Here is a 22,132-nt window from a genome sequence, read left to right as displayed (position 1 = left end):
TCGGCTTTGGATGGGACGCGGAGCGTCCCGGGCTGCATTCCCACGCAGAGCGTGGGAACGATCGGTCAAGGCGATCAGCCTGCCAGCTCATTCATCCGCTGGAGCACGGCATTGAGGCCATTGCTGCGCGAGGGCGATAGCTGGCGCGACAGGCCAAGCTGATTGAACCAATCAGGCAAATCAATCTGCTGCAACTCAGCGGCCGACAACCCGTTAACCCGCAACAGCAACAACGCCACCAGCCCACGAATCATCCGCGCATCGCTGCTTGCCTTGAACTGCCAGTGACCGTCGCGCAACTCGCCGACCAGCCACACCTGACTTTCACAGCCATGCACGCGGTTGGCCTCGCATTTGTCTGCGTCATCCATGGGCGGCAAGCGATCACCAAACTGCATCAGCAACCGCGCCCGCTGTTCCCAGCCCGCCGCGTTCTGAAACGTCTGCAGCGCTTCGCTCGCTTCCATCGGCAGGCTCATCGCAACATCTCCAGCGCTTGATCCAGCGCTTCGAAAAAGCGTTCCAGATCTTCTGAATCGTTGTACAGCGCCAGCGACACGCGAATCGCCCCCGCCAGTTCGAAGCTTTTCATCAACGGCATAGCGCAATGATGCCCGGCGCGCACGGCGATGCCCTGTTCGGTGAGCAGATGCGCCAGGTCAGCGTTATGCACACCCTCGACGACGAAACTGGCCAGTGCCAGTTGCGGCTTGCCGAGCAGGCAGATGCCGTCGCGCGCGGCGAGGCCACGCAGCAAGTAGTCATGCAGCGCCGCCTCATGGGTGGACACCGCGTCCTGATCCAGACCGGCCAGATAATCGAGAGTCGCGCCGAGGCCGATCACGCTGGCAATCGGCGGAGTGCCCGCCTCGAAACCCAGCGGCGCCGGGCGAAAGCGCGAGTCGTGATAGTTGGCCTCCAGCACCATCTCGCCGCCGAACTGCCACGGCTTTAGCTGCGCAAGCGCAGCATTGCGCCCGAACAGCACGCCGAGGCCATCGGGGCCATACAGCTTGTGGCTGGAAAACACATAGAAGTCGCAACCCAGCGCTTGCACGTCATGGCGACCGTGAACCACGCCTTGCGCGCCATCGACCACGCTCAGCGCGTTTTGCGCCTTGGCCATGCCCAGCAAAGCGGTCAATGGCTGCCAGGCGCCGAGCACGTTGGACAACTGACTCACCGCGAGCAAACGCGTACGCGGGCCGATCAGGTGTACAGCAGCAGCGAGGTCGATCAGGCCGTCAGCGTCCAGCGGCAGAATCACCAGTTTCAACTGACGCCGCAGGGCCAATTGCTGCCACGGCAGCAGATTGGCGTGGTGCTCCAGGGCGCTGATGACAATTTCATCGCCCGGCTGGAATAAATGTTCCAGCCCATAAGCCAGAAGATTCAGCGCGCTGGTGGCGCCGTGGGTAAAAATGATTTGCCCGCTGTCAGCCGCATTCAGCCACTGCGCGACCTTGTGCCGACTGTCTTCGAACGCCTGCGTGGCGTGCGCGCCGGGCAGGTGTTGCGCGCGGTGCACGTTGGCCGCGCCGTTGGCATAGTAATGCATCAGCGCATCGAGCAGGGCTTGCGGTTTTTGCGTGGTGGCGGCGTTGTCCAGATAGGTCTGGTCCTGCCGTTGCAGAGCGGCGATGGCCGGGAAGTCGGCGCGCCAGGGGGAGGGAATCATCATGTGTTCAGCCCTGTGAAATTGGGCGGGGTGTACGCTGCCCCTGTAGGAGTGAGCCTGCTCGCGATGGCGGTGTGTCAGTCAACCTTCAGCTACTGATCCAATGCCATCGCGAGCAGGCTCACTCCTACAATGAGTCGACTGCGTGCTTAGTTGTGAGCGTGCAGCGCTTCGTTCAGTTCGATCGCCGATTTGTGGGTCTTGCACTCCACGGCACCGGTTTCCGAATTGCGACGGAACAGCAGGTCGGTCTGGCCGGCCAGCTCGCGTGCCTTCACCACTTTAACCAGATTGTTGTGCTCGTCCAGCAGCGCGACCTTGGTACCGGCGGTCACGTACAGGCCCGATTCAACGGTGTTGCGATCGCCCAGCGGAATGCCGATACCGGCGTTGGCGCCGATCAGGCAGCCTTCGCCGACCTTGATCACGATGTTGCCGCCGCCCGACAGGGTGCCCATGGTCGAGCAACCGCCGCCCAGGTCCGAACCCTTGCCGACGAAGACGCCAGCGGAAACGCGGCCTTCGATCATGCCCGGGCCTTCGGTGCCGGCGTTGAAGTTGATGAAACCTTCGTGCATGACGGTGGTGCCTTCACCGACGTAGGCGCCCAGACGCAGACGCGCGGCGTCAGCGATACGCACGCCGGCCGGAACCACGTAGTCGGTCATTTTCGGGAACTTGTCCACCGAGAACACTTCCAGCAGCTCGCCGCGCAGACGCGCTTCCAGTTGCATTTCCGCCAGCTCGCTCAGGTCAATGGCGCCCTGGCTGGTCCAGGCTACGTTCGGCAGCAGCGGGAAAATGCCGGCCAGGCTAACGCCGTGTGGCTTGACCAGACGGTGCGACAGCAGGTGCAGCTTCAGGTAGGCCTCAGGCGTCGAGGTCAGCTGCGTGTCTTCAGCCAGCAGGGTCGCAACCAGCGGCTTGTGGCTCTCGGCCAAACGGGTCAGCAACTTGCCTTGCACGGCGTCGATGCCCTTTACCGCTTCAGCCAGTTGCGCAGCCTGGGCGGTAGTGAAGGTGATGGCCTGGTTGCCTTCGGTGTAACCGAGGATCGGCGCAACGGCCGCGACCAGTTCAGCCGAAGGGTTGAGCAATGGCTGTGCATAGAACACTTCCAGCCACGCGCCTTGACGGTTCTGGGTGCCGATACCGAAGGCGATGCTGAACAGAGAATTGGACATGGGAATACCTCTACGAAGAGTGACGGGCTGCTTACTTCAGAGCGGCCGCGTAGATATCTGGCTTGAAGCCAATCAGGGTTCGGTCACCGAGATCGAGCACCGGGCGCTTGATCATCGAGGGTTGCGCGAGCATCAGTTCGATGGCTTTCGACTGGTCGAGATCGGCTTTGCGTTCGTCGTCGAGTTTGCGAAAGGTCGTGCCTGCGCGGTTCAGCACAGTCTGCCAGCCGTGTTCGTCACACCATTGGGTCAGGTGTTCACGGTCGATACCGGCGCTCTTGTAATCGTGAAAATCGTAGCTGACAGCGTGTTCATCGAGCCAGGTGCGCGCCTTTTTCATGGTGTCGCAGGCTTTGATGCCGAAAAGGTGCAACGTTTTACTTGAAACGGCCAAGGAATCGCCCCCTTTGCAGGTGCTGGAAAAAAATGGTGTGGGATTATGCCATGACCAAACGGTTTCGCGGCGCCTGGCTTTATCTGGCAATGCAAAACCTGTGGGAGCCAGCCTGCTGGCGATAGCGTCGGATCAGTCGACATTCATCTCAATGTGTGGCCGCCATCGCCAGCAGGCTCCCCACAGGGTGATTGGGTCCAACCGTGCGACATAGGTGCAACGGTCAGACGCATCCTGAGCGGTTAATATGGCAATTGAACGCTGTCGATGGTCCGGAATCTACGTTTTATGCAAACTGCTTACACCGTCCTGATCCTGCTCATGCTGGTCGGCGTCTCGCGTCTGATCGGCCGGATCGTTCCGCTGCCACTGCCGCTGGTGCAAATCGCCGCCGGTGCCTTGCTTGCCTGGCCGACTCTCGGCCTGCATGTGGCGCTCGATCCTGAGTTGTTCCTGTTTCTGTTCCTGCCGCCGTTGCTGTTCTCCGATGGGTGGCGCATGCCCAAGCGCGCGTTCTGGCAATTGCGCGGGCCGATCCTGACGCTGGCGGTGGGTTTGGTGCTGTTTACCGTGGTCGGCGCCGGGTATTTCATTCACTGGCTATTGCCGACGATTCCGCTGCCGGTGGCGTTTGCCCTGGCCGCAGTGTTGTCGCCAACCGACGCCGTGGCGGTTTCGGCCATTGCGCAGAATCGTTTGCCGACGCCGCTGATGCATATCTTGCAGGGCGAGGCGTTGATGAACGATGCCTCGGGTCTGGTGACGTTCAAGTTTGCCCTTGCTGCTGCCATCACCGGGGTGTTCTCACTGACCAACGCTGGCCTGAGTTTCGTTGTCGTGGCCCTCGGCGGACTGGCCGTCGGCGTGGCCTTGAGCTGGCTGGTCGGGCGTTTGCGCGCATGGATGATCGCCCGCGGCTGGGATGACCCGGCCACGCACGTGGTGTTCATGTTGCTGCTGCCGTTCGCCGCGTATGTGCTGGCCGAACGTCTCGGCGTGTCGGGCATTCTCTCGGCAGTGGCGGCCGGGATGATGCAGAGCTGGCTCGATCTCTTGCCACGGCAGACCAGCACCCGACTGCTCAATCGCAGTGTCTGGTCGCTGCTCGAATTTGCTTTCAACGGTTTGATCTTCCTGCTGCTCGGCCTGCAACTGCCGGACATCATCAAAGCCGTGGTCAGCCACGAGCCGACCTTGTGGCCAACGCTTTTTTATCGTTGCCTCGATGTGCTGGCGATCTTTCTCGCGCTGGTGTTGTTGCGCTTTGTCTGGGTACAGAGCATCTGGCGTTTGTCGGTGCTGCTGCGCCGTTTGCGCGGCAAGGGCGAGCTGACGCAAGTGCCGACCGCGCGCTCCTGCTGGTTGCTGACGGTCGGCGGCGTGCGCGGGGCGGTGACGCTGGCGGGGGTGATGTCGGTGCCGATGTTGATCGGCGCGCAGGCGTTTCCCGAGCGTGATCTGCTGATCTTCATCGCTGCCGGGGTAATCCTGCTGTCGCTGATCTCGGCGTGCATTGCCTTGCCGTTGCTGCTGCGCGGTATCGAAAAGAGTCCGGATGACAAGCGTCGTCAGGAAGTGCGCGACGCCTGGCGCAAAACCGCCGAGGCGGCGATTCATGCCCTTGAGACCGAAGAGGCCCTCCCGCAGGACGCCGCTCAAGCGGCATTGGCCGCCGAACTGAAGGCGCGGATCATGTCCGAATATCGCCATCAGCTCGACGTGTTCAATGATTCCGCGGAAGCCCAAGCGTTGGCCTTCCAGATGGATCTGCTTGAGCGGCGCTTGCGTTTGAAAGCGCTGCGGGCGCAGCGTCTGGAGTTGTACAGCCTGAGCCGTCATCACCAGATCGGTGATGACGTCCTCAGGGAAGTACTTGGCGAACTGGACTTGAGCGAGGCCAATCTGGGGCAGGTGAAGTAGCCTGCCACAGTGCCCGCATCAGACGTTCTGCTGCGGGCAACGGTTTATTTGTGGCGAGTGACGAACGCGCGAATACGCTCCGCCGCCTCAACACATTCGGCCAGCGGCGCAACCAGCGCCATGCGTACCCGGCCGGCGCCCGGGTTGACGCCGTCGACATCGCGGGACAGGTACGAACCCGGTACCACGGTTACGTGTTCCTGCTCAAACAGGTCGCGGCAGAATGCTGCATCGTCACCCTGCACGTTCGGCCACAGGTAGAAGCTGCCATCCGGGCGCTGCACGTCCATCACCGGGCTGAGAATTGCCAGCACGGCATCGAACTTTTCGCGGTACAGCGCACGGTTGGCGCGTACGTGAACTTCATCGTTCCACGCGGCCACGCTGGCCAGCTGGGTTTGCACCGGCATTGCGCAGCCGTGGTAGGTGCGATACAGCAGGAAGCCTTTGAGGATATCGGCGTCACCGGCAACAAAACCGGAACGCAGGCCCGGCAGGTTGGAACGCTTGGACAGGCTGTGGAACACCACGCAGCGCTTGAAGTCCTGGCGACCCAGTTCAACGCAAGCAGTGAGCAAGCCTGGCGGCGGGGTTTGTTCGTCGAAATACAGTTCGCTGTAGCACTCGTCGGCAGCAATCACGAAATCGTACTGGTCGGCCAGGGCGATCAGCTTTTTCAGGGTTTCGACCGGGATCAACGCGCCGGTCGGGTTGCCCGGCGAGCACAGAAACAAAATCTGGCAGCGCTTCCAGATGTCCGGGGAAACGGCATCGAAGTCCGGGTTGAAGCCATTCTCGTCGAGGCATGGCAGGTAATGCGGCTTGGCCCCGGCAAGAAACGCCGCGCCTTCGTAGATCTGATAGAACGGGTTGGGGCTGACCACCAACGCCTCGTCGCCACGATTGACCACGGTCTGGGTGAAGGCGAACAGCGCTTCACGGGTGCCGTTGACTGGCAGCACGTTGCGCGCCGGATCGATCCAGCCGTTCGGTACGCCGAAACGCCGCTCGCACCAACCGCCAATGGCTTCACGCAGGGCCGGAATGCCGAGGGTGGTCGGGTACACCGCCATCTGGTCGAGACTGTTGGCCAGTGCTTCGGCGACAAAACTCGGCGAACGGTGTTTCGGCTCGCCGATCGACAGGGCGATCGGGCGCTTGTCCGGGTTCGGCGTCACGGTGCCGAGCAGGGCGCGCAGCTTTTCGAACGGATACGGCTGGAGCTGATTCAGGGCGTTGTTCATGGGGGCCTCGGTCAATGTGGGGCAAGACTCCATAACTGAGCCGTTCACCGAACCTGTAGGAGTGAGCCTGCTCGCGATGAGGGCCGCAGATTCAATATGTATGCAAGCTGGTACATCGCTATCGCGAGCAGGCTCACTCCTACAAGGGTTGGGTTAACAGGCTGAAGTCGGAGTATTCCTTCCCACCGGGGTAATGGATGGGTTCAGATACTGATTCGGGACAGCTTGATATCCGGTTCCTGATTGACGCTCAACTGCTCGACGATCGCATCCTGCAAGCGGCTGCACAGCAGCGGGTCGGACAGCGGCTGATTGTGTGCGTCGGTGATAAAGAACACGTCTTCCACGCGTTCGCCCAGGGTCGCAATCTTGGCGTTCTGCAGCGACAAGTCGAATTCGAGGAAAATCCCGCCGATCCTCGCCAGCAGGCCGGGACGATCGGGCGCCGTCAGTTCGAGCACCGTCACCGGGCGCTGCGCATCGTTGTGAATCGTTACCTGCGGCGCAAAGGCGAAATGCTTGAGCTGGCGCGGCACGCGACGCTGAATGATCGTGGGGTAGTCGTCCGGATCACGCAGGGCTTCGGTCAGGCCTTCACGAATCTGCTTGACCCGCGTCGGGTTGTCCCCGATCGACTCACCTTCGTTGTCGAGCACGATGTAGGTGTCGAGGGTGAACTGGCTGCTGGACGTAATGACGCGGGCGTCGTGAATGTTCAGGTTCAGCTGGTCCATGGCTGCCACGGTCACCGCGAAGAAATCGTGCTGGTCGGGGGCATAAATGAAGATCTGCGTGCCACCTTCGAACTCGCGTTGGGTGGTCTCCTTGATCAGCACCAGCGGCCCGCCGTCGACCGGCTGCTGCAGGATCGCATCGCTGTGCCAGGCCACGTCGCCGGCGGTGTGGCGCAGAAAATAGTCATCGCCCAGTTGCGCCCACAACTGTTCGACGTCATCCGGGTCGGTGCCCCCGCGCACGAGGATATCCAGCGCGGCGCTTTGCGTCTGGCGGATCTGCTCTTCACGATCCACCGGATTTTCCAGGCCACGGCGCAGGGCACGTTTGGTCTCGGTGTAGAGCTGGCGCAGCAGGCTGGCGCGCCATGAATTCCACAGCGTCGGATTGGTCGCGTTGATATCCGCCACGGTCAGTACGTAGAGATAGTCGAGACGGGTTTCATCGCCCACCGCCAAGGCAAAATCGTGGATCACCTGTGGATCGGACAAATCCTTGCGCTGGGCGGTGGTCGACATCACCAGGTGGTTCTGCACCAACCAGACGATCAGGCGGCTGTCCCACACTGGCAACTGGTGGCGCTGGCAGAATGCTTCGGCATCGACCGCGCCGATTTCCGAGTGGTCGCCATGCCGGCCCTTGCCGATGTCGTGGTACAGGCCCGCCATGTAAATCAGCTCAGGCTTGGGCAGCTTGGCCATCAACTTGGCCGCCAGCGGGAATTTCTCCGAGACCTGGGTGTACTGTAATTTACGCAGGTGCTTGATCAGATTCAGTGTGTGCGCATCGACCGTATAGATGTGGAACAGGTCGTGCTGCATCTGCCCGACGATGAAACCGAACTCTGGCAGATAGCGGCCAAGAATGCCGTAACGGTTCATCCGGCGCAGGTTGCGGTGGATGCCGATCTTGCACTTGAACAATTCGATGAACAGGCTGGTGTTGCGAATATCGTTGCGGAAGTTGTCGTCGATCAGGTGGCGGTTTTCGCGCAGCAGACGAATGGTGTCGGCGCGCACGCCTTTGATCTCCGGCTGCTGGGCCATCAGCACGAAGATTTCCAGCATGGCGAACGGCGTGCGCCGGAACACGTTGTCGTTGCGCGCCTCGATATAGCCGTCGTGCAACTGGAAACGCGAATTGATCGGCTGCGGCGGCGCTTCGTCTTCCGGGGCGAGGATGACTTCTTCGAAGTGCTGGATGATCAAATCGCTGAGCTGGGCAATGCTCATGACCGTGCGGAAGTACTGCTGCATGAAGTTCTCGACCGCCTGCTTGGCGTCGTCGCCCTCAAAGCCCAGCAGGCCGGCGATGGTCCGCTGGTGATCGAACAGCAAGCGGTCTTCGGAGCGGCCGGCGAGCATGTGCAAGGCATAGCGCACTTTCCAGAGAAATTCCTGGGAGGAGGCGAGCAGGGCGTTTTCGCTTTCGACCAGGAAACCTTCGCCGGCGAGGGCGCGCAGGTTCAGGGTGCCGTACTGACGCCGGGCCACCCAGAGAATCGTCTGGATGTCGCGCAGGCCGCCAGGCGAGCCTTTGACGTTGGGTTCGAGGTTGTATTCGGTGTCGTTGTACTTGTGGTGGCGGGCCTTTTGTTCGGCGCGCTTGGCCAGGAAAAACTCCTTGGCCGGCCACATGTGGGCGGTGCTGGTGACATCGAGCATGCGCTGGCGCAGACGCTCGGGGCCGCAGATCGTGCGGCTCTCCATCAGATTGGTGACCACGGTCAGGTCGGCGCGGGCCTCTTCGGCGCATTCGTCGACCGAACGCACGCTCTGTCCGACTTCCAGGCCGATGTCCCATAGCAAGGTGAGAAAGCGCTCGATGGAATCACGGAAAACTTCGTGGTCGGCGCTGTCCAGCAGGATCAGCAAATCGATGTCGGAATACGGGTGCAGTTCACCGCGACCGTAGCCGCCGACCGCGACTAGCGCGATGTCGGCGTCTTCGCTCCAGTCAAATTGCTCCCAGGCCTTTTGCAGGATGTTATCGACGAACCAGGCACGGTCTTCGATCAGGCGGCGAATGTCGCGACCGTTACGAAAACGCGTGTCGAGGACCTCGCGGGCCTGGCGGATCGCCTTCTTGAACGCCGCGACAGGACTCGCTTTGAGGGCCAGTTCAGCCTGGAACTGGCCGCGGTCGAAAAGTTCGGGATCCACCTGCGGCATCGATTGGCTTTCCTTTATATGAGGCTGGGCGCGTTTACTTGATCAGGCCGAGATGCGCGCGATGGTGTCATCGCTGCGCAACGTGAAAATTTCATAGCCGGTGTCGGTCACCAACAGCGTGTGTTCCCACTGTGCCGAAAGCTTGCGGTCTTTGGTGATCGCGGTCCAGCCGTCGCCCAATACTTTGGTGTCGGCCTTGCCCTGGTTGATCATCGGCTCGATGGTAAAGGTCATGCCGGCCTTCAGTTCCATGCCGGTGCCAGCGCGACCGTAATGCAGGATCTGTGGTTCTTCGTGAAAGACTTTGCCGATACCGTGACCGCAGAATTCGCGAACCACCGAGAAGCCATTCTTTTCGGCGTGCTTCTGAATCACTTCGCCGATGTCACCGAGGCGGCAGCCTGGCTTGACGATCTCGATCGCCTTGTACATGCATTCCTGGGTGATCTGCGACAGGCGCTCGGCCCACACCGGCACTTCGCCGACGTGGAACATGCGGCTGGTGTCGCCGTGGTAGCCGTCCTTGATCACGGTGACGTCGATGTTCAGGGTGTCGCCGTTTTTCAGCGGCTTGTCATTCGGGATACCGTGGCACACCACATGATTGATCGAGGTGCAGATCGACTTCGGGTAGCCCTTGTAATTGAGCGGGGCGGGGATCGCTTGCTGCACGTTGACGATGTAGTCGTGGCAGATCTGGTTCAACTGATCGGTGGTCACGCCCGGCTTGACATGTTCGGCAATCATTTCCAGCACATCGGCGGCCAGTTTGCCGGCGACACGCATGCCAGCGATGTCCTCGGGGGTTTTGAGGTTGACGGTCATACAGGCTCTCTCTGCGCTCGGCGGCGCTTGCGGATACAAACAGGGTGGCCGGTGTGGAATGGGCGACCCGAAAAACGCGATTCTAACAGACGTATGGCGCAATTCAGCGCCGGCGTGCATCGCTTCTCTCTATACAATGGTGCGCCTCGGGCCGATTCCAAGGGGGCGGCGCCCATGTCCCTGGTGCGAATACAGATTTCGGGTTCCGTTTCTGCGCACCCTGTGGTATAAAATGCGCCGCTTTCCGGGGATGCCCCGAAAGGCTTAAATCCACACACGTGTCGACACGATGACCTGGGTGCCCTTGGCTTGATGCCATTGGTTGGTCATTGGGATACGTGGAGGCCAAACCCGACTTATCAAGGAACTATCATGTCCCAAGTCAACATGCGCGATATGCTGAAGGCCGGTGTGCACTTCGGTCACCAAACCCGTTACTGGAATCCGAAAATGGGCAAGTACATTTTCGGCGCGCGTAACAAGATTCACATCATCAACCTTGAAAAAACCCTGCCAATGTTCAACGAAGCTCTGACTTTCGTAGAGCGTCTGGCCCAGGGCAAAAACAAGATTCTGTTCGTCGGCACCAAGCGTTCCGCTGGCAAGATCGTTGCTGAAGAAGCAGCACGTTGCGGTTCGCCGTACGTCGATCATCGCTGGTTGGGCGGCATGCTGACCAACTTCAAGACCATTCGTGCTTCCATCAAGCGTCTGCGTGACCTTGAAGTTCAGGCCGAAGACGGTACTTTCGCCAAGCTGACCAAGAAAGAAGCGCTGATGCGCTCCCGTGACCTGGAAAAGCTGGATCGTTCGCTGGGCGGCATCAAGGACATGGGCGGTCTGCCAGACGCACTGTTCGTGATCGACGTTGATCACGAGCGCATCGCGATCACCGAAGCCAACAAGCTGGGCATCCCGGTCATCGGCGTTGTCGATACCAACAGCAGCCCGGAAGGCGTTGACTACATCATCCCAGGCAACGATGACGCAATCCGCGCTATCCAGCTGTACATGGGTTCGATGGCTGACGCAGTGATCCGCGGTCGCAACAACGTTGCTGGCGGTACTGTAGAATTCGCAGCTGAAGAAACTCAGGCTGCAGCTGAGTAATTGACGCCCTGGCGTTGACTCAGTAAGCAAAAAGGGGGCTTGGCCCCCTTTTTGCCACCTCGAAAACCATTTGTCGGCGCCCACGGCACTGTTTGTAATGTGCGGCAGCTAACAAGGGTGGTTCGGGAAGAATTGAACGCCCGTTCGATCGGGTGGAATGGTTGAAAACCTATCCAAGAGGAATTTGAAAATGGCAGCAATTACTGCAGCGTTGGTCAAAGAACTGCGCGAGCGTACCGGCGAAGGCATGATGGACTGCAAGAAAGCCCTGGAAAAGGCTGACGGCGACATCGAAAAAGCCATTGATGACATGCGTGCTTCGGGTGCGATCAAGGCTGCGAAAAAAGCCGGCAACGTTGCCGCTGAAGGCGCAATCGCCATCAAATCGAATGACAAGGCAGCCGTGCTGCTGGAAGTTAACTCGCAGACCGACTTCCTGGCTCTGCAAGACGACTTCAAAAACTTCGTTGCTGCCAGCGTAGAAAAAGCCTTCGACGAAAAACTGACCGACGCAGCTCCGCTGATCGCCGCTCAGGAATCGGCTCGTGAGGCTCTGGTTGCCAAAGTCGGCGAGAACGTCAACATCCGTCGTCTGGTTCGCGTAGAGGGTGACGTTGTCGGCACCTACCTGCACGGTAACAAGATCGGTGTTGCAGTTGTCCTGAAAGGCGGTGACGTCGAGCTGGCCAAAGACATCGCAATGCACGTTGCTGCAAGCAACCCAGAGTTCCTGCTGCCTTCGCAAGTCTCCGACGAAGCGATCGAGCGTGAAAAAGCTGTGTTCCTGCAGCTGAACGAAGAGAAGATCAAAGGCAAGCCAGAAAACATTGTTGAGAACATGGTCAAGGGCCGTATCAGCAAGTTCCTGGCAGAAGCGAGCCTGGTCGAGCAGGCGTTCGTCAAGAACCCTGAAGTCAAGGTTGGCGAACTGGCCAAGAAAGCCGGTGCTGAAATCGTTTCCTTCACTTACTTCAAAGTAGGCGAAGGCATCGAGAAGCCGGTCGACAACTTCGCTGAAGAAGTTGCTGCCCAGCTGGCTGCCGCCAAGCAATAAGACGGTTTTTCAACTGTCGCCGAAAGAGGCTGCCCGCTCACGCGCGCAGCCTCTTTTCAGATCGGGTACCAGTTTTTTATTGGTTTCCGCTTGGAACTGACTTACAAAGCCATGTTCCGATGGCGCTGAAGCAGCGCCAAGCTAGAGTGAACGGCAGCTGTAAACAGCTCGCACAGAATTTTAAATACGCCGCAGGAGAGATTCGCAATGGCTCAGCAGGGCAGTGGTTATCAGGCTCGCTATAAACGCATTCTACTCAAGCTTAGCGGCGAGGCCCTGATGGGCTCGGAAGAGTTCGGGATCGATCCAAAAGTGCTGGATCGGATGGCGCTGGAAGTCGGCCAGTTGGTCGGTATCGGCGTTCAGGTCGGTCTGGTGATCGGCGGTGGCAACCTGTTCCGCGGCGAAGCCTTGAGCAAAGCCGGGATGGACCGGGTCACGGGCGATCACATGGGCATGCTGGCCACTGTGATGAACGCTCTGGCCATGCGTGATGCGCTGGAACGTGCCAATATCTCGGCCATCGTGATGTCGGCCATTTCCATGGTCGGCGTGACCGATCACTACGATCGCCGCAAAGCCATGCGCCACCTGAACTCCAAGGACGTGGTGATCTTCGCTGCCGGTACTGGCAACCCGTTCTTCACCACGGATTCGGCAGCCTGCCTGCGCGCAATCGAAATCGACGCCGATGTCGTGCTCAAGGCGACCAAGGTTGATGGCGTTTACACTGCAGATCCATTCAAAGACCCGCATGCCGAGAAGTTCGATCATCTGACTTATGATGAAGTACTGGATCGCAAGCTGGGAGTCATGGACCTGACCGCTATCTGCCTGTGCCGCGATCACAAGATGCCATTGCGTGTCTTCAACATGAACAAACCGGGCGCCCTGCTGAACATCGTTCATGGCGGCGCTGAAGGTACTTTGATCGAGGAAGGTCAACAATGATCAACGAAATCCACAAAAACGCCAAAGAGCGCATGCAGAAATCGCTGGAGTCTCTGACCCACGCGTTCGGCCAGATCCGCACCGGCAAGGCTCACCCGAGCATCCTGGGCAGTGTCATGGTGCCTTATTACGGTACTGATACCCCGCTGAGCAGTGTGGCCAACGTCACCGTGAAAGACTCGCGCACCCTGCAGGTTGTGGCCTTCGAGCGCAACATGCTCGCGGCCGTCGACAAGGCGATCCAGAGCGCCGGTCTGAACCTCAACCCGACCAACCTTGGCGAATTGCTGTTGATCCCGATGCCGGCCCTCACCGAGGAAACGCGCAAAGGCTTCACCAAGCAGGCCCGTAGCGCAGCGGAAGACGCGCGTGTTGCCGTGCGTAACATCCGTCGTGACGCGTTGGGTGATCTGAAGAAGCTGGTCAAGGACAAGGAAATCAGCGAAGACGAAGAGCGTCGTGCCATCGCTGATATCGACAAGCTGACCAAAGAGTCCGAAGCCCAGATCACCAAGGCTACGGACGAGAAAGAAAAAGACCTGATGGCCGTATAAGGGTCGAGCTTTAAATGGACAAGACCAAGCAGTCTGCGCCGTCCGCGGTGCCGCGCCATGTCGCGATCATCATGGATGGCAACAATCGCTGGGCGAAAAAACGCTTTATGCCAGGTGTCGCCGGGCATAAAGCGGGCGTGGATGCTGTGCGTGCAGTGATCGAGGTGTGCGCCGAGGCCAAGGTTGAGGTGCTCACCCTGTTCGCGTTTTCCAGTGAGAACTGGCAGCGTCCGGCCGACGAAGTCAGTGCCTTGATGGACCTGTTCTTCAAGGCCTTGCGTCGCGAGGCCAAGCGCCTCAACGACAACAACATCAGCCTGCGCATCATTGGCGATCGCTCGCGTTTTCATCCGGAGCTTCAGGCCGCCATGCGTGAAGCCGAAGCGATGACAGCGGGCGCCAACCGCTTCATCCTGCAGATCGCCGCCAACTACGGCGGTCAATGGGATATCGCCCAGGCAGCGCAGCGCCTGGCCCGTGAAGTCCAGGCCGGGCATTTGCGCCCGGAGGACATCACTCCGGATCTGCTGCAGACCTGTCTGGCAACCGGCGATCTGCCGTTGCCGGACCTGTGCATCCGCACGGGCGGTGAGCATCGCATCAGCAATTTCCTGCTGTGGCAGCTGGCCTACGCCGAGTTGTATTTCTCCGACCTGTTCTGGCCGGACTTCAAACACGATGCCATGCGCGGTGCGCTGGCTGATTTCGCTTCGCGCCAGCGTCGCTTCGGTAAAACGAGTGAGCAGGTCGAAGCTGGAGCCCGGGTTTAATGCTTAAACAACGAATCATCACTGCACTGATCCTGCTGCCGATTGCCTTGTGCGGGTTCTTCCTGCTCAAGGGCACCGGTTTTGCCCTGTTCATCGGGCTGGTCGTGTGCCTGGGTGCCTGGGAATGGGCGCGCCTGGCCGGCTTCGCTGCGCAATCGTACCGCGTCGGTTTCGCTGCGGTCGTTGCACTGTTGCTGTTCATCATGCATGTGCTGCCCGGCCTCGCGCCTTGGGTGCTGGGCGCTTCGGTGCTCTGGTGGATCGTGGCAACGTACCTGGTATTGACCTATCCGCGTTCCAGTGCGCATTGGTCCAGTGCCGCCACCAAACTGGTGATCGGTCTGTTGATCCTGCTGCCGGCCTGGCAGGGCCTGGTGCAGATCAAGCAATACCCGCTGGGTAACTGGCTGATCATGGCGGTGATGGTGCTGGTCTGGGGGGCCGATATCGGCGCTTATTTCTCGGGTCGCAAATTCGGCAAGCGCAAGCTGGCGCCGCACGTCAGTCCCGGCAAAAGCTGGGAAGGCGTATACGGTGGTCTGGCGCTGAGCCTGGTGATTACCGCGATTGTCGGGCTGGTGCGTGACTGGACCGTGGCCGAACTGCTCAAGGGCTTGATTGGTGCGGCCGTGATCGTTTTCATTTCGGTGGTCGGCGACCTGACCGAAAGCATGTTCAAGCGCCAGTCCGGCATCAAGGACAGCAGTAACCTGCTGCCCGGTCATGGTGGTGTGCTCGATCGCATCGACAGCCTCACGGCAGCGATTCCGGTATTTGCCGTGCTGCTGTGGATGGCCGCGCCGTGAGTCGCCCGCAGCAGATTACCGTCCTGGGTGCGACAGGCTCGATCGGTCTGAGCACGCTCGACGTCATCGCTCGCCATCCTGAGCGCTATCAGGTTTTCGCGCTGAGCGGCTTTAGTCGTCTGAGCGAGCTGCTTGCCTTGTGCGTGCGTCATGCGCCGCAATTTGCCGTGGTGCCACAGGCGGCCGCCGCGCGCAGTTTGCAGGATGACTTGCGCTCTGCCGGTTTATCGACCCAAGTGCTGGTGGGCGAGGAGGGCTTGTGTCAGATCGCCTCCGCGCCGGAAGTCGATGCGGTGATGGCGGCGATCGTCGGTGCGGCGGGATTGCGCCCGACTCTGGCGGCCGTTGAGGCGGGCAAGAAAATCCTGCTGGCCAACAAGGAAGCGCTGGTGATGTCAGGCGCCTTGTTCATGCAGGCCGTGCGTAAAAGCGGTTCGGTGTTGCTGCCGATCGACAGCGAGCACAACGCGATTTTCCAGTGCATGCCACAGGATTTTGCCCGTGGGTTGGGCGCGGTCGGTGTCCGCCGGATCTTGCTCACAGCCTCTGGCGGTCCGTTCCGGCAGACGCCGATGAGCGAACTGGCGCATGTTTCACCTGATCAGGCCTGTGCGCATCCGAACTGGTCGATGGGTCGCAAGATCTCTGTCGATTCGGCAAGCATGATGAATAAAGGCCTCGAGCTGATCGAGGCCTGCTGGTTGTTTGATGCCAAGCCTGCGCAGGTCGAGGTGGTGATCCACCCGCAGAGCGTGATTCACTCGCTGGTCGATTACGTCGACGGCTCGGTGCTGGCGCAGTTGGGCAATCCCGACATGCGTACGCCGATCGCCAGTGCACTGGCATGGCCTGAGCGCATTGATTCCGGGGTGGCGCCGCTGGATCTGTTCGCCATTGCACGGCTGGACTTCGAGGCACCGGATGAAGGGCGCTTCCCTTGTCTGCGTCTGGCGCGGCAAGCTGCCGAGGCGGGCGACAGCGCTCCGGCAATGCTCAATGCGGCCAACGAAGTGGCGGTACAGGCGTTTCTCGACGGGCGGGTCCGGTACCTGGAAATCGCGAGTATCATCGAAGAGGTTCTGAGCCTCGAGCCGGTGGTGGCCCTGGCTGATCTCGAGGCGGTGTTTACTGCCGATGCCAAGGCCCGTGATCTGGCGCGGCAATGGCTCAAGCGTCACGATCGATAGAATTTGCAATACATTGGCTACACGCGGCACTGAACAGGATTGCGGAGAAAGTAGATGAGCGCGCTCTATATGATTGCCGGCACCCTGATTGCTCTGGGTGTGCTGGTCACCTTTCACGAATTCGGCCACTTCTGGGTCGCGCGGCGCTGTGGCGTCAAGGTTCTACGCTTTTCCGTAGGCTTTGGCATGCCGTTGCTGCGCTGGCATGACAAGCAGGGCACCGAATTCGTGATCGCCGCGATCCCGCTGGGCGGCTACGTCAAGATGCTCGACGAGCGTGAAGGCGAAGTCCCGGTCGATCAGCTCGATCAGTCGTTCAACCGTAAAACCGTTCGTCAGCGCATTGCCATTGTTGCAGCCGGCCCCGTGGCCAACTTCCTTTTGGCGCTGGTGTTCTTCTGGGTGCTGGCCATGCTCGGCAGCGAGCAGGTGCGTCCGGTCATCGGTGCGGTCGAGTCCGGCAGCATTGCCGCCAGGGCGGGTTTGAATGCGGGCGAGGAAATTGTCGCCATCGATGGCGAGCCGACTTCCGGGTGGGCAGCCGTCAATCTGCAATTGGTACGACGTCTCGGTGAAAGCGGTTCTCTGCAATTGCTGGTGCGCGAGCAAGGTTCTAGCGCGGATTCGCCGCGTGAACTGAAACTGGACAACTGGCTCAAGGGCGCCGATGAGCCGGATCCGATCCGTTCTCTGGGTATTCGCCCGTGGCGCCCGGCGTTGCCACCGGTACTCGCCGAGCTTGATCCGAAAGGCCCGGCGCAGGCTGCTGGCCTGAAAACCGGCGATCGCCTCCTGGCGCTGGATGGCCAGCCGTTGAACGACTGGCAGCAAGTGGTCGATACCGTTCGTACGCGTCCTGATACCAAAATCATGCTGCGCGTCGAGCGCGACAGTGCTCAAATCGACGTCCCGGTGACTTTGGCGGCGCGCGGTGAAAGCAAGGCGCCGAGCGGTTATCTGGGCGCGGGGGTCAAGGCAATCGACTGGCCACCGGAGATGATTCGCGAGGTCAGTTACGGGCCGTTGGCGGCAATTGGCGAGGGCGCCCGTCGCACTTGGACCATGAGCATTCTGACCCTCGATTCACTGAAGAAAATGCTGTTCGGCGAGCTCTCGGTAAAAAACTTGAGTGGACCGATAACCATTGCTAAAGTGGCGGGCGCTTCTGCCCAGTCGGGCGTCGCTGATTTCCTGAATTTCCTTGCTTATCTGAGTATTAGCCTGGGGGTTCTGAATTTGCTGCCCATTCCTGTACTGGATGGGGGGCATTTGTTGTTTTATCTGATCGAGTGGGTGCGTGGTCGCCCCTTGTCGGATCGGGTGCAAGGTTGGGGGATACAGATCGGTATCAGTTTGGTGGTCGGGGTGATGTTGCTTGCTCTGGTCAACGATCTGGGTCGACTGTAACGCTTCGCTGAATTGCGAATCTGCCGCATTTTGCGGCAGTTTGTTTATTGCCAGTTGGAATAAGAAAGGACTTCATGAAACGTCTGCTGCTAACTGCGGTTCTCACCGTATTGATGATCGCCGAAGTTCACGCCGAGTCCTTCACTATCTCTGATATTCGCGTCAATGGCCTCCAGCGGGTCTCCGCGGGTAGTGTCTTTGGTGCCTTGCCGTTGAACGTCGGCGAGCAGGCGGATGATCGTCGCCTGGTGGAATCCACTCGTGCGTTGTTCAAAACCGGTTTCTTTCAAGATATCCAGCTGGGCCGCGAAGGCAACGTTCTGGTGATCACGGTCGTCGAACGTCCGTCGGTTGCCAGTATCGAGATCGAAGGCAACAAGGCGATCTCGACCGAAGACCTGATGAAGGGCCTCAAGCAATCCGGTCTGGCCGAAGGCGAAATCTTCCAGCGCGCCACCCTCGAAGGCGTGCGTAACGAACTGCAGCGTCAGTACGTCGCGCAGGGTCGCTACTCGGCTACCGTCGATACCGAAGTGGTCTCGCAACCGCGCAACCGTGTCGGTCTGAAAGTGAAGATCAACGAAGGTACCGTTGCCGCGATTCAGCACATCAACGTGGTCGGCAACACGGTGTTCCCCGAGGAAGACCTGACCGACCTGTTCGAACTGAAAACCACCAACTGGCTGTCGTTCTTCAAGAACGATGACAAGTATGCCCGCGAAAAACTCTCCGGTGACCTGGAGCGTCTGCGTTCCTACTATCTGGATCGCGGCTATATCAACATGGACATCGCTTCGACCCAGGTATCGATTACCCCGGACAAGAAGCACGTCTACATCACCGTCAACGTCACCGAAGGCGAGAAGTACACCGTTCGTGACGTCAAGCTCAGTGGTGATCTGAAAGTCCCTGAAGACCAGGTCAAATCCCTGCTGCTGGTGCAGAAAGGCCAGGTGTTCTCGCGCAAGCTGATGACCACCACCTCCGAACTGATCACCCGCCGTCTGGGTAACGAGGGTTACACCTTCGCCAACGTCAACGGCGTGCCTCAGCCGCATGACGACGACCACACTGTCGATATCCTGTTCGCGGTCGATCCGGGCAAGCGTGCCTACGTCAACCGCATCAACTTCCGTGGCAACACCAAGTCCGAGGACGAAGTGCTGCGTCGTGAAATGCGTCAGATGGAAGGTGGCTGGGCTTCGACCTACCTGATCGATCAGTCCAAGACCCGTCTTGAGCGTCTGGGCTTCTTCAAGGAAGTCAACGTCGAGACCCCGGCTGTTCCGGGCGTGGATGACCAGGTGGACGTGAACTACGCGGTAGAAGAGCAGGCGTCCGGTTCGATTACCGCCAGCGTTGGTTTCGCCCAGAGTGCCGGTCTGATCCTCGGTGGTTCGATCACCCAGAACAACTTCCTCGGTACCGGTAACCGCGTCAGCATCGGTCTGACCCGCAGCGAATACCAGAGCCGCTACAACTTCGGCTACGTTGACCCCTACTGGACCGCCGATGGCGTGAGCCTGGGCTACAACGCGTTCTACCGCACCACCGACTACGATGAACTCGATGCCGATATCTCGAGCTACGCCGTAGACAGCCTGGGTGCCGGCGTGAACATTGGCTATCCGATCAGCGAGACTTCGCGTCTGACGTTCGGTTTGTCTGCCCAGCAGGACACGATCAACACCGGTCGTTACACCGTTGACGAGATTTTCGACTTCGTCGAGAAGGAAGGCGACAGCTACCTGAACTTCAAGGCTTCGGCCGGCTGGTCCGAGTCGACCCTGAACAAGGGCGTACTGCCGACCCGTGGTCGTTCCCAGAGCCTGACCCTGGAAAGCACCATTCCGGGCAGCGACCTGTCGTTCTTCAAGCTCGACTACCGTGGCCAGTTGTTCCAGCCGATCACTGAAAACTACACCCTGCGCCTGCATACCGAACTGGGTTATGGCGACGGTTATGGTTCGACCGATGGCTTGCCGTTCTATGAAAACTACTATGCTGGTGGTTTCAACTCGGTGCGTGGCTTCAAGGACAGCACCCTCGGTCCGCGCAGTACGCCGAGCCGTGGTACCAACCCGGGCACCATCGCGGACCCGGACCAGGATCCACTGCCGTTCGGTGGTAACGTCCTGATCCAGGGTGGCGTGGAAGTCCTGTTCCCACTGCCGTTCGTGAAAGATCAGCGCTCCCTGCGTACCTCGGTATTCTGGGATGTCGGTAACGTATTTGACTCGCAGTGCAAGGACACTACGAACGCTAACGGTTCGTCGTCCAACACCAAGTGCAACGACATCAGTCTGAGCAACATGGCCAGTTCCGTGGGTGTGGGTGTGACCTGGGTCACCGCACTGGGTCCTCTGAGCTTCGCGTTGGCCATGCCGATCAAGAAACCGGATGACGCTGAAACTCAAGTGTTCCAATTCTCCCTCGGCCAGACGTTCTAAGCGTCTGACCCAAGACAACGACAATGGATTTTGTAGGAGTGCATCGTGCGTAAGTTGACTCAATTGGTTCTCCTGGCCTCCGTACTGGTGGCAGGCCCGGCATTTGCCGACATGAAAATTGCCGTTCTGAACTATCAAATGGCTCTGCTGGAATCCGACGCGGCGAAGAAATACGCCGTGGATGCCGAAAAGAAGTTCGGTCCGCAACTGACCAAGCTGAAGACTCTGGAAAGCAGCGCCAAGGGCATTCAGGATCGTCTGATGGCCGGTGGCGACAAGATGCAGCAAGGTGAGCGTGAGCGTCTGGAGCTGGAATTCAAGCAAAAGGCCCGTGACTTCCAGTTCCAGTCCAAAGAGCTGAACGAAGCCAAAGCCGTTGCCGACCGCGAAATGCTCAAGCAACTGAAGCCGAAACTGGACAGCGCTGTGGAAGAAGTCATCAAGAAAGGTGGTTTTGACCTGGTGTTCGAGCGTGGCGCAGTGATCGATGTCAAACCGCAGTACGACATCACGCGCCAGGTTATCGAGCGCATGAATCAGCTGAAGTAACCCATGACTGTGACCATCAAGCTCGGCCAGTTGGCCGAGTTCCTCGGCGCCACCCTGCGTGGCGACCCCGAGAAGCAAATTACTGGGCTAGCCACTTTGCAAGAGGCTGGCCCAGCTCAGTTGAGCTTTCTGGCAAACCCTCAATACCGCAAATACCTGGCGGGCTCTCAGGCAGCAGCGTTGCTGCTCAAGGAAGCCGACGCCGAAGGTTTTGCCGGTAATGCGCTGGTGGTGCCGGATCCTTATCTGGCCTACGCGCGCCTCTCGCATTTGTTCGATCCCAAGCCAAAAGCGTCTGCGGGTATCCACCCTTCAGCAGTGATTGCTGCGGACGCGGTGGTTGATCCAACCGCCAGCATCGGGCCGTTTGTGGTGATCGAGGCTGGCGCGCGAATCGGCGCGCAAGTGACCCTGGGTGCGCATTGCGTCATCGGCGCTCGCAGCGAAATTGGCGAAGGCGGCTGGCTCGCTCCGCGCGTAACGCTGTATCACGATGTGCGCATCGGCAAGCGTGTGGTCATTCAGTCCGGTGCCGTGCTCGGTGGCGAGGGCTTCGGCTTCGCCAATGAGAAGGGCATCTGGCAGAAGATCGCGCAGATCGGTGGCGTGACCATCGGTGATGATGTCGAGATTGGCGTGAACACCGCCATCGACCGCGGCGCCCTGGCCGATACCGTGATCGGCAATGGCGTGAAGCTCGACAACCAGATTCAGATTGCACACAACGTTCAGGTCGGTGATCACACCGCCATGGCCGCGTGCGTGGGGATCTCCGGCAGCACCAAAATCGGCAAGCACTGCATGCTCGCCGGCGGTGTCGGTCTGGTTGGCCACATTGATATTTGCGACAACGTTTTCCTGACCGGGATGACCATGGTGACCCACTCGATTACCGAGCCGGGTGCCTATTCTTCCGGCACAGCCATGCAACCGGCGGCCGAATGGCGCAAAAGCGCGGCCCGTATCCGTCAGCTCGATGACATCGCGCGACGGCTCAAACAGCTGGAAAAGCGCGTAGGGGAAGTGACCCCTGACGGCAATGCTTCATCTGATGGCTGATACCATTTCCATATCAAGTGTGTGCAGCCTCTGGACTGCCTCGTTGATTTGCTAGAGGAGTGCACGTCAGTCGCGCTCCCAATC

19 protein-coding genes are annotated in these 22,132 nt (G+C 59.6%); 12 read left to right on the top strand and 7 right to left on the bottom strand.

Features of this window, described 5'->3' with window-relative positions; genetic code table 11:
- Positions 1–74: 74 nt before the first annotated feature.
- The 4 genes from J3P75_RS22210 to J3P75_RS22195 all read right to left on the bottom strand — a co-directional run bounded on the left by J3P75_RS22210 (position 75) and on the right by J3P75_RS22195 (position 3,202).
- On the bottom strand, positions 75–479 hold the full coding sequence (locus J3P75_RS22210) for a SufE family protein (protein ID WP_434708195.1): 405 nt from the start codon (positions 477–479) through the stop codon (positions 75–77).
- Positions 476–1,681 (bottom strand): aminotransferase class V-fold PLP-dependent enzyme, encoded by a 1,206-nt coding sequence (locus J3P75_RS22205; RefSeq protein ID WP_434708194.1) that lies wholly within the window; start codon positions 1,679–1,681, stop codon positions 476–478. The genes J3P75_RS22210 and J3P75_RS22205 overlap by 4 nt, the downstream gene beginning before the upstream one ends.
- Before the next feature lie 146 nt (positions 1,682–1,827).
- Positions 1,828–2,862, bottom strand: a complete 1,035-nt coding sequence (gene dapD / locus J3P75_RS22200) for a 2,3,4,5-tetrahydropyridine-2,6-dicarboxylate N-succinyltransferase (protein WP_434591863.1) — start codon at positions 2,860–2,862, stop codon at positions 1,828–1,830.
- A gap of 31 nt (positions 2,863–2,893) precedes the next feature.
- Positions 2,894–3,202, bottom strand: a complete 309-nt coding sequence (locus J3P75_RS22195; RefSeq protein WP_231985582.1) for an arsenate reductase — start codon at positions 3,200–3,202, stop codon at positions 2,894–2,896.
- Positions 3,203–3,544: 342 nt separating this feature from the next.
- Between J3P75_RS22195 and J3P75_RS22190 the strand changes: the two genes are divergently transcribed.
- Positions 3,545–5,176, top strand: a complete 1,632-nt coding sequence (locus tag J3P75_RS22190) for a Na+/H+ antiporter (protein WP_434708193.1) — start codon at positions 3,545–3,547, stop codon at positions 5,174–5,176.
- A gap of 44 nt (positions 5,177–5,220) precedes the next feature.
- On the opposite strand, the gene dapC is transcribed toward J3P75_RS22190, so the two are convergent.
- From dapC to map, 3 genes are all read right to left on the bottom strand, one after another.
- Positions 5,221–6,420 carry a succinyldiaminopimelate transaminase gene (dapC, locus tag J3P75_RS22185; RefSeq protein WP_434708192.1) on the bottom strand — a complete coding sequence of 400 codons (1,200 nt, stop codon included), beginning with the start codon at positions 6,418–6,420 and terminating at the stop codon, positions 5,221–5,223.
- 203 nt (positions 6,421–6,623) lie between these two features.
- Complete coding sequence (locus tag J3P75_RS22180) at positions 6,624–9,326, bottom strand: [protein-PII] uridylyltransferase (protein ID WP_434708191.1); 2,703 nt, start codon at positions 9,324–9,326, stop codon at positions 6,624–6,626.
- 42 nt (positions 9,327–9,368) lie between these two features.
- Positions 9,369–10,151, bottom strand: coding sequence for a type I methionyl aminopeptidase (map, locus tag J3P75_RS22175; RefSeq protein ID WP_203420929.1), 783 nt, complete (start codon positions 10,149–10,151; stop codon positions 9,369–9,371).
- Between the two features lie 372 nt (positions 10,152–10,523).
- Here map and rpsB point away from each other — a divergent pair, with 372 nt between their 5' ends.
- The 11 genes from rpsB (at position 10,524) to lpxD (ending at position 22,048) form a co-directional block, all read left to right on the top strand.
- Positions 10,524–11,261, top strand: a complete 738-nt coding sequence (gene rpsB / locus J3P75_RS22170) for a 30S ribosomal protein S2 (RefSeq protein WP_003222119.1) — start codon at positions 10,524–10,526, stop codon at positions 11,259–11,261.
- Between the two features lie 190 nt (positions 11,262–11,451).
- On the top strand, positions 11,452–12,315 hold the full coding sequence (gene tsf / locus J3P75_RS22165) for a translation elongation factor Ts (RefSeq protein WP_016771476.1): 864 nt from the start codon (positions 11,452–11,454) through the stop codon (positions 12,313–12,315).
- A 207-nt stretch (positions 12,316–12,522) separates the two neighbouring features.
- The gene (gene pyrH / locus J3P75_RS22160; protein WP_003222124.1) at positions 12,523–13,266 is read left to right on the top strand and encodes a UMP kinase; all 744 of its coding nucleotides are present in this window, start codon (positions 12,523–12,525) and stop codon (positions 13,264–13,266) included.
- The gene (gene frr / locus J3P75_RS22155; RefSeq protein ID WP_203420931.1) at positions 13,263–13,820 is read left to right on the top strand and encodes a ribosome recycling factor; all 558 of its coding nucleotides are present in this window, start codon (positions 13,263–13,265) and stop codon (positions 13,818–13,820) included. The genes pyrH and frr overlap by 4 nt, the downstream gene beginning before the upstream one ends.
- 14 nt (positions 13,821–13,834) lie before the next feature.
- Complete coding sequence (gene uppS / locus J3P75_RS22150) at positions 13,835–14,590, top strand: polyprenyl diphosphate synthase (RefSeq protein ID WP_090282001.1); 756 nt, start codon at positions 13,835–13,837, stop codon at positions 14,588–14,590.
- Complete coding sequence (locus tag J3P75_RS22145; RefSeq protein ID WP_090282002.1) at positions 14,590–15,396, top strand: phosphatidate cytidylyltransferase; 807 nt, start codon at positions 14,590–14,592, stop codon at positions 15,394–15,396. The genes uppS and J3P75_RS22145 overlap by 1 nt, the downstream gene beginning before the upstream one ends.
- Entirely contained in the window at positions 15,393–16,583 is a 1,191-nt protein-coding gene (gene ispC, locus J3P75_RS22140; RefSeq protein ID WP_434708190.1) for a 1-deoxy-D-xylulose-5-phosphate reductoisomerase, read from the top strand. Before J3P75_RS22145 ends, ispC begins: the two co-directional genes overlap by 4 nt.
- 54 nt (positions 16,584–16,637) lie before the next feature.
- Entirely contained in the window at positions 16,638–17,990 is a 1,353-nt protein-coding gene (gene rseP / locus J3P75_RS22135; RefSeq protein WP_434708189.1) for a sigma E protease regulator RseP, read from the top strand.
- A 74-nt stretch (positions 17,991–18,064) separates the two neighbouring features.
- Positions 18,065–20,440 carry an outer membrane protein assembly factor BamA gene (bamA, locus tag J3P75_RS22130; protein ID WP_434708188.1) on the top strand — a complete coding sequence of 792 codons (2,376 nt, stop codon included), beginning with the start codon at positions 18,065–18,067 and terminating at the stop codon, positions 20,438–20,440.
- A gap of 45 nt (positions 20,441–20,485) precedes the next feature.
- On the top strand, positions 20,486–20,989 hold the full coding sequence (locus tag J3P75_RS22125; RefSeq protein WP_003222140.1) for an OmpH family outer membrane protein: 504 nt from the start codon (positions 20,486–20,488) through the stop codon (positions 20,987–20,989).
- A 3-nt stretch (positions 20,990–20,992) separates the two neighbouring features.
- Complete coding sequence (lpxD, locus tag J3P75_RS22120; RefSeq protein WP_434708187.1) at positions 20,993–22,048, top strand: UDP-3-O-(3-hydroxymyristoyl)glucosamine N-acyltransferase; 1,056 nt, start codon at positions 20,993–20,995, stop codon at positions 22,046–22,048.
- Positions 22,049–22,132 lie beyond the last annotated feature (84 nt).

The organism is Pseudomonas sp. R1-1 (genome assembly GCF_051132135.1).
Taxonomy (GTDB): Bacteria; Pseudomonadota; Gammaproteobacteria; order Pseudomonadales; family Pseudomonadaceae; genus Aquipseudomonas.
This window is presented reverse-complemented; position numbering and strand designations above follow the sequence as displayed.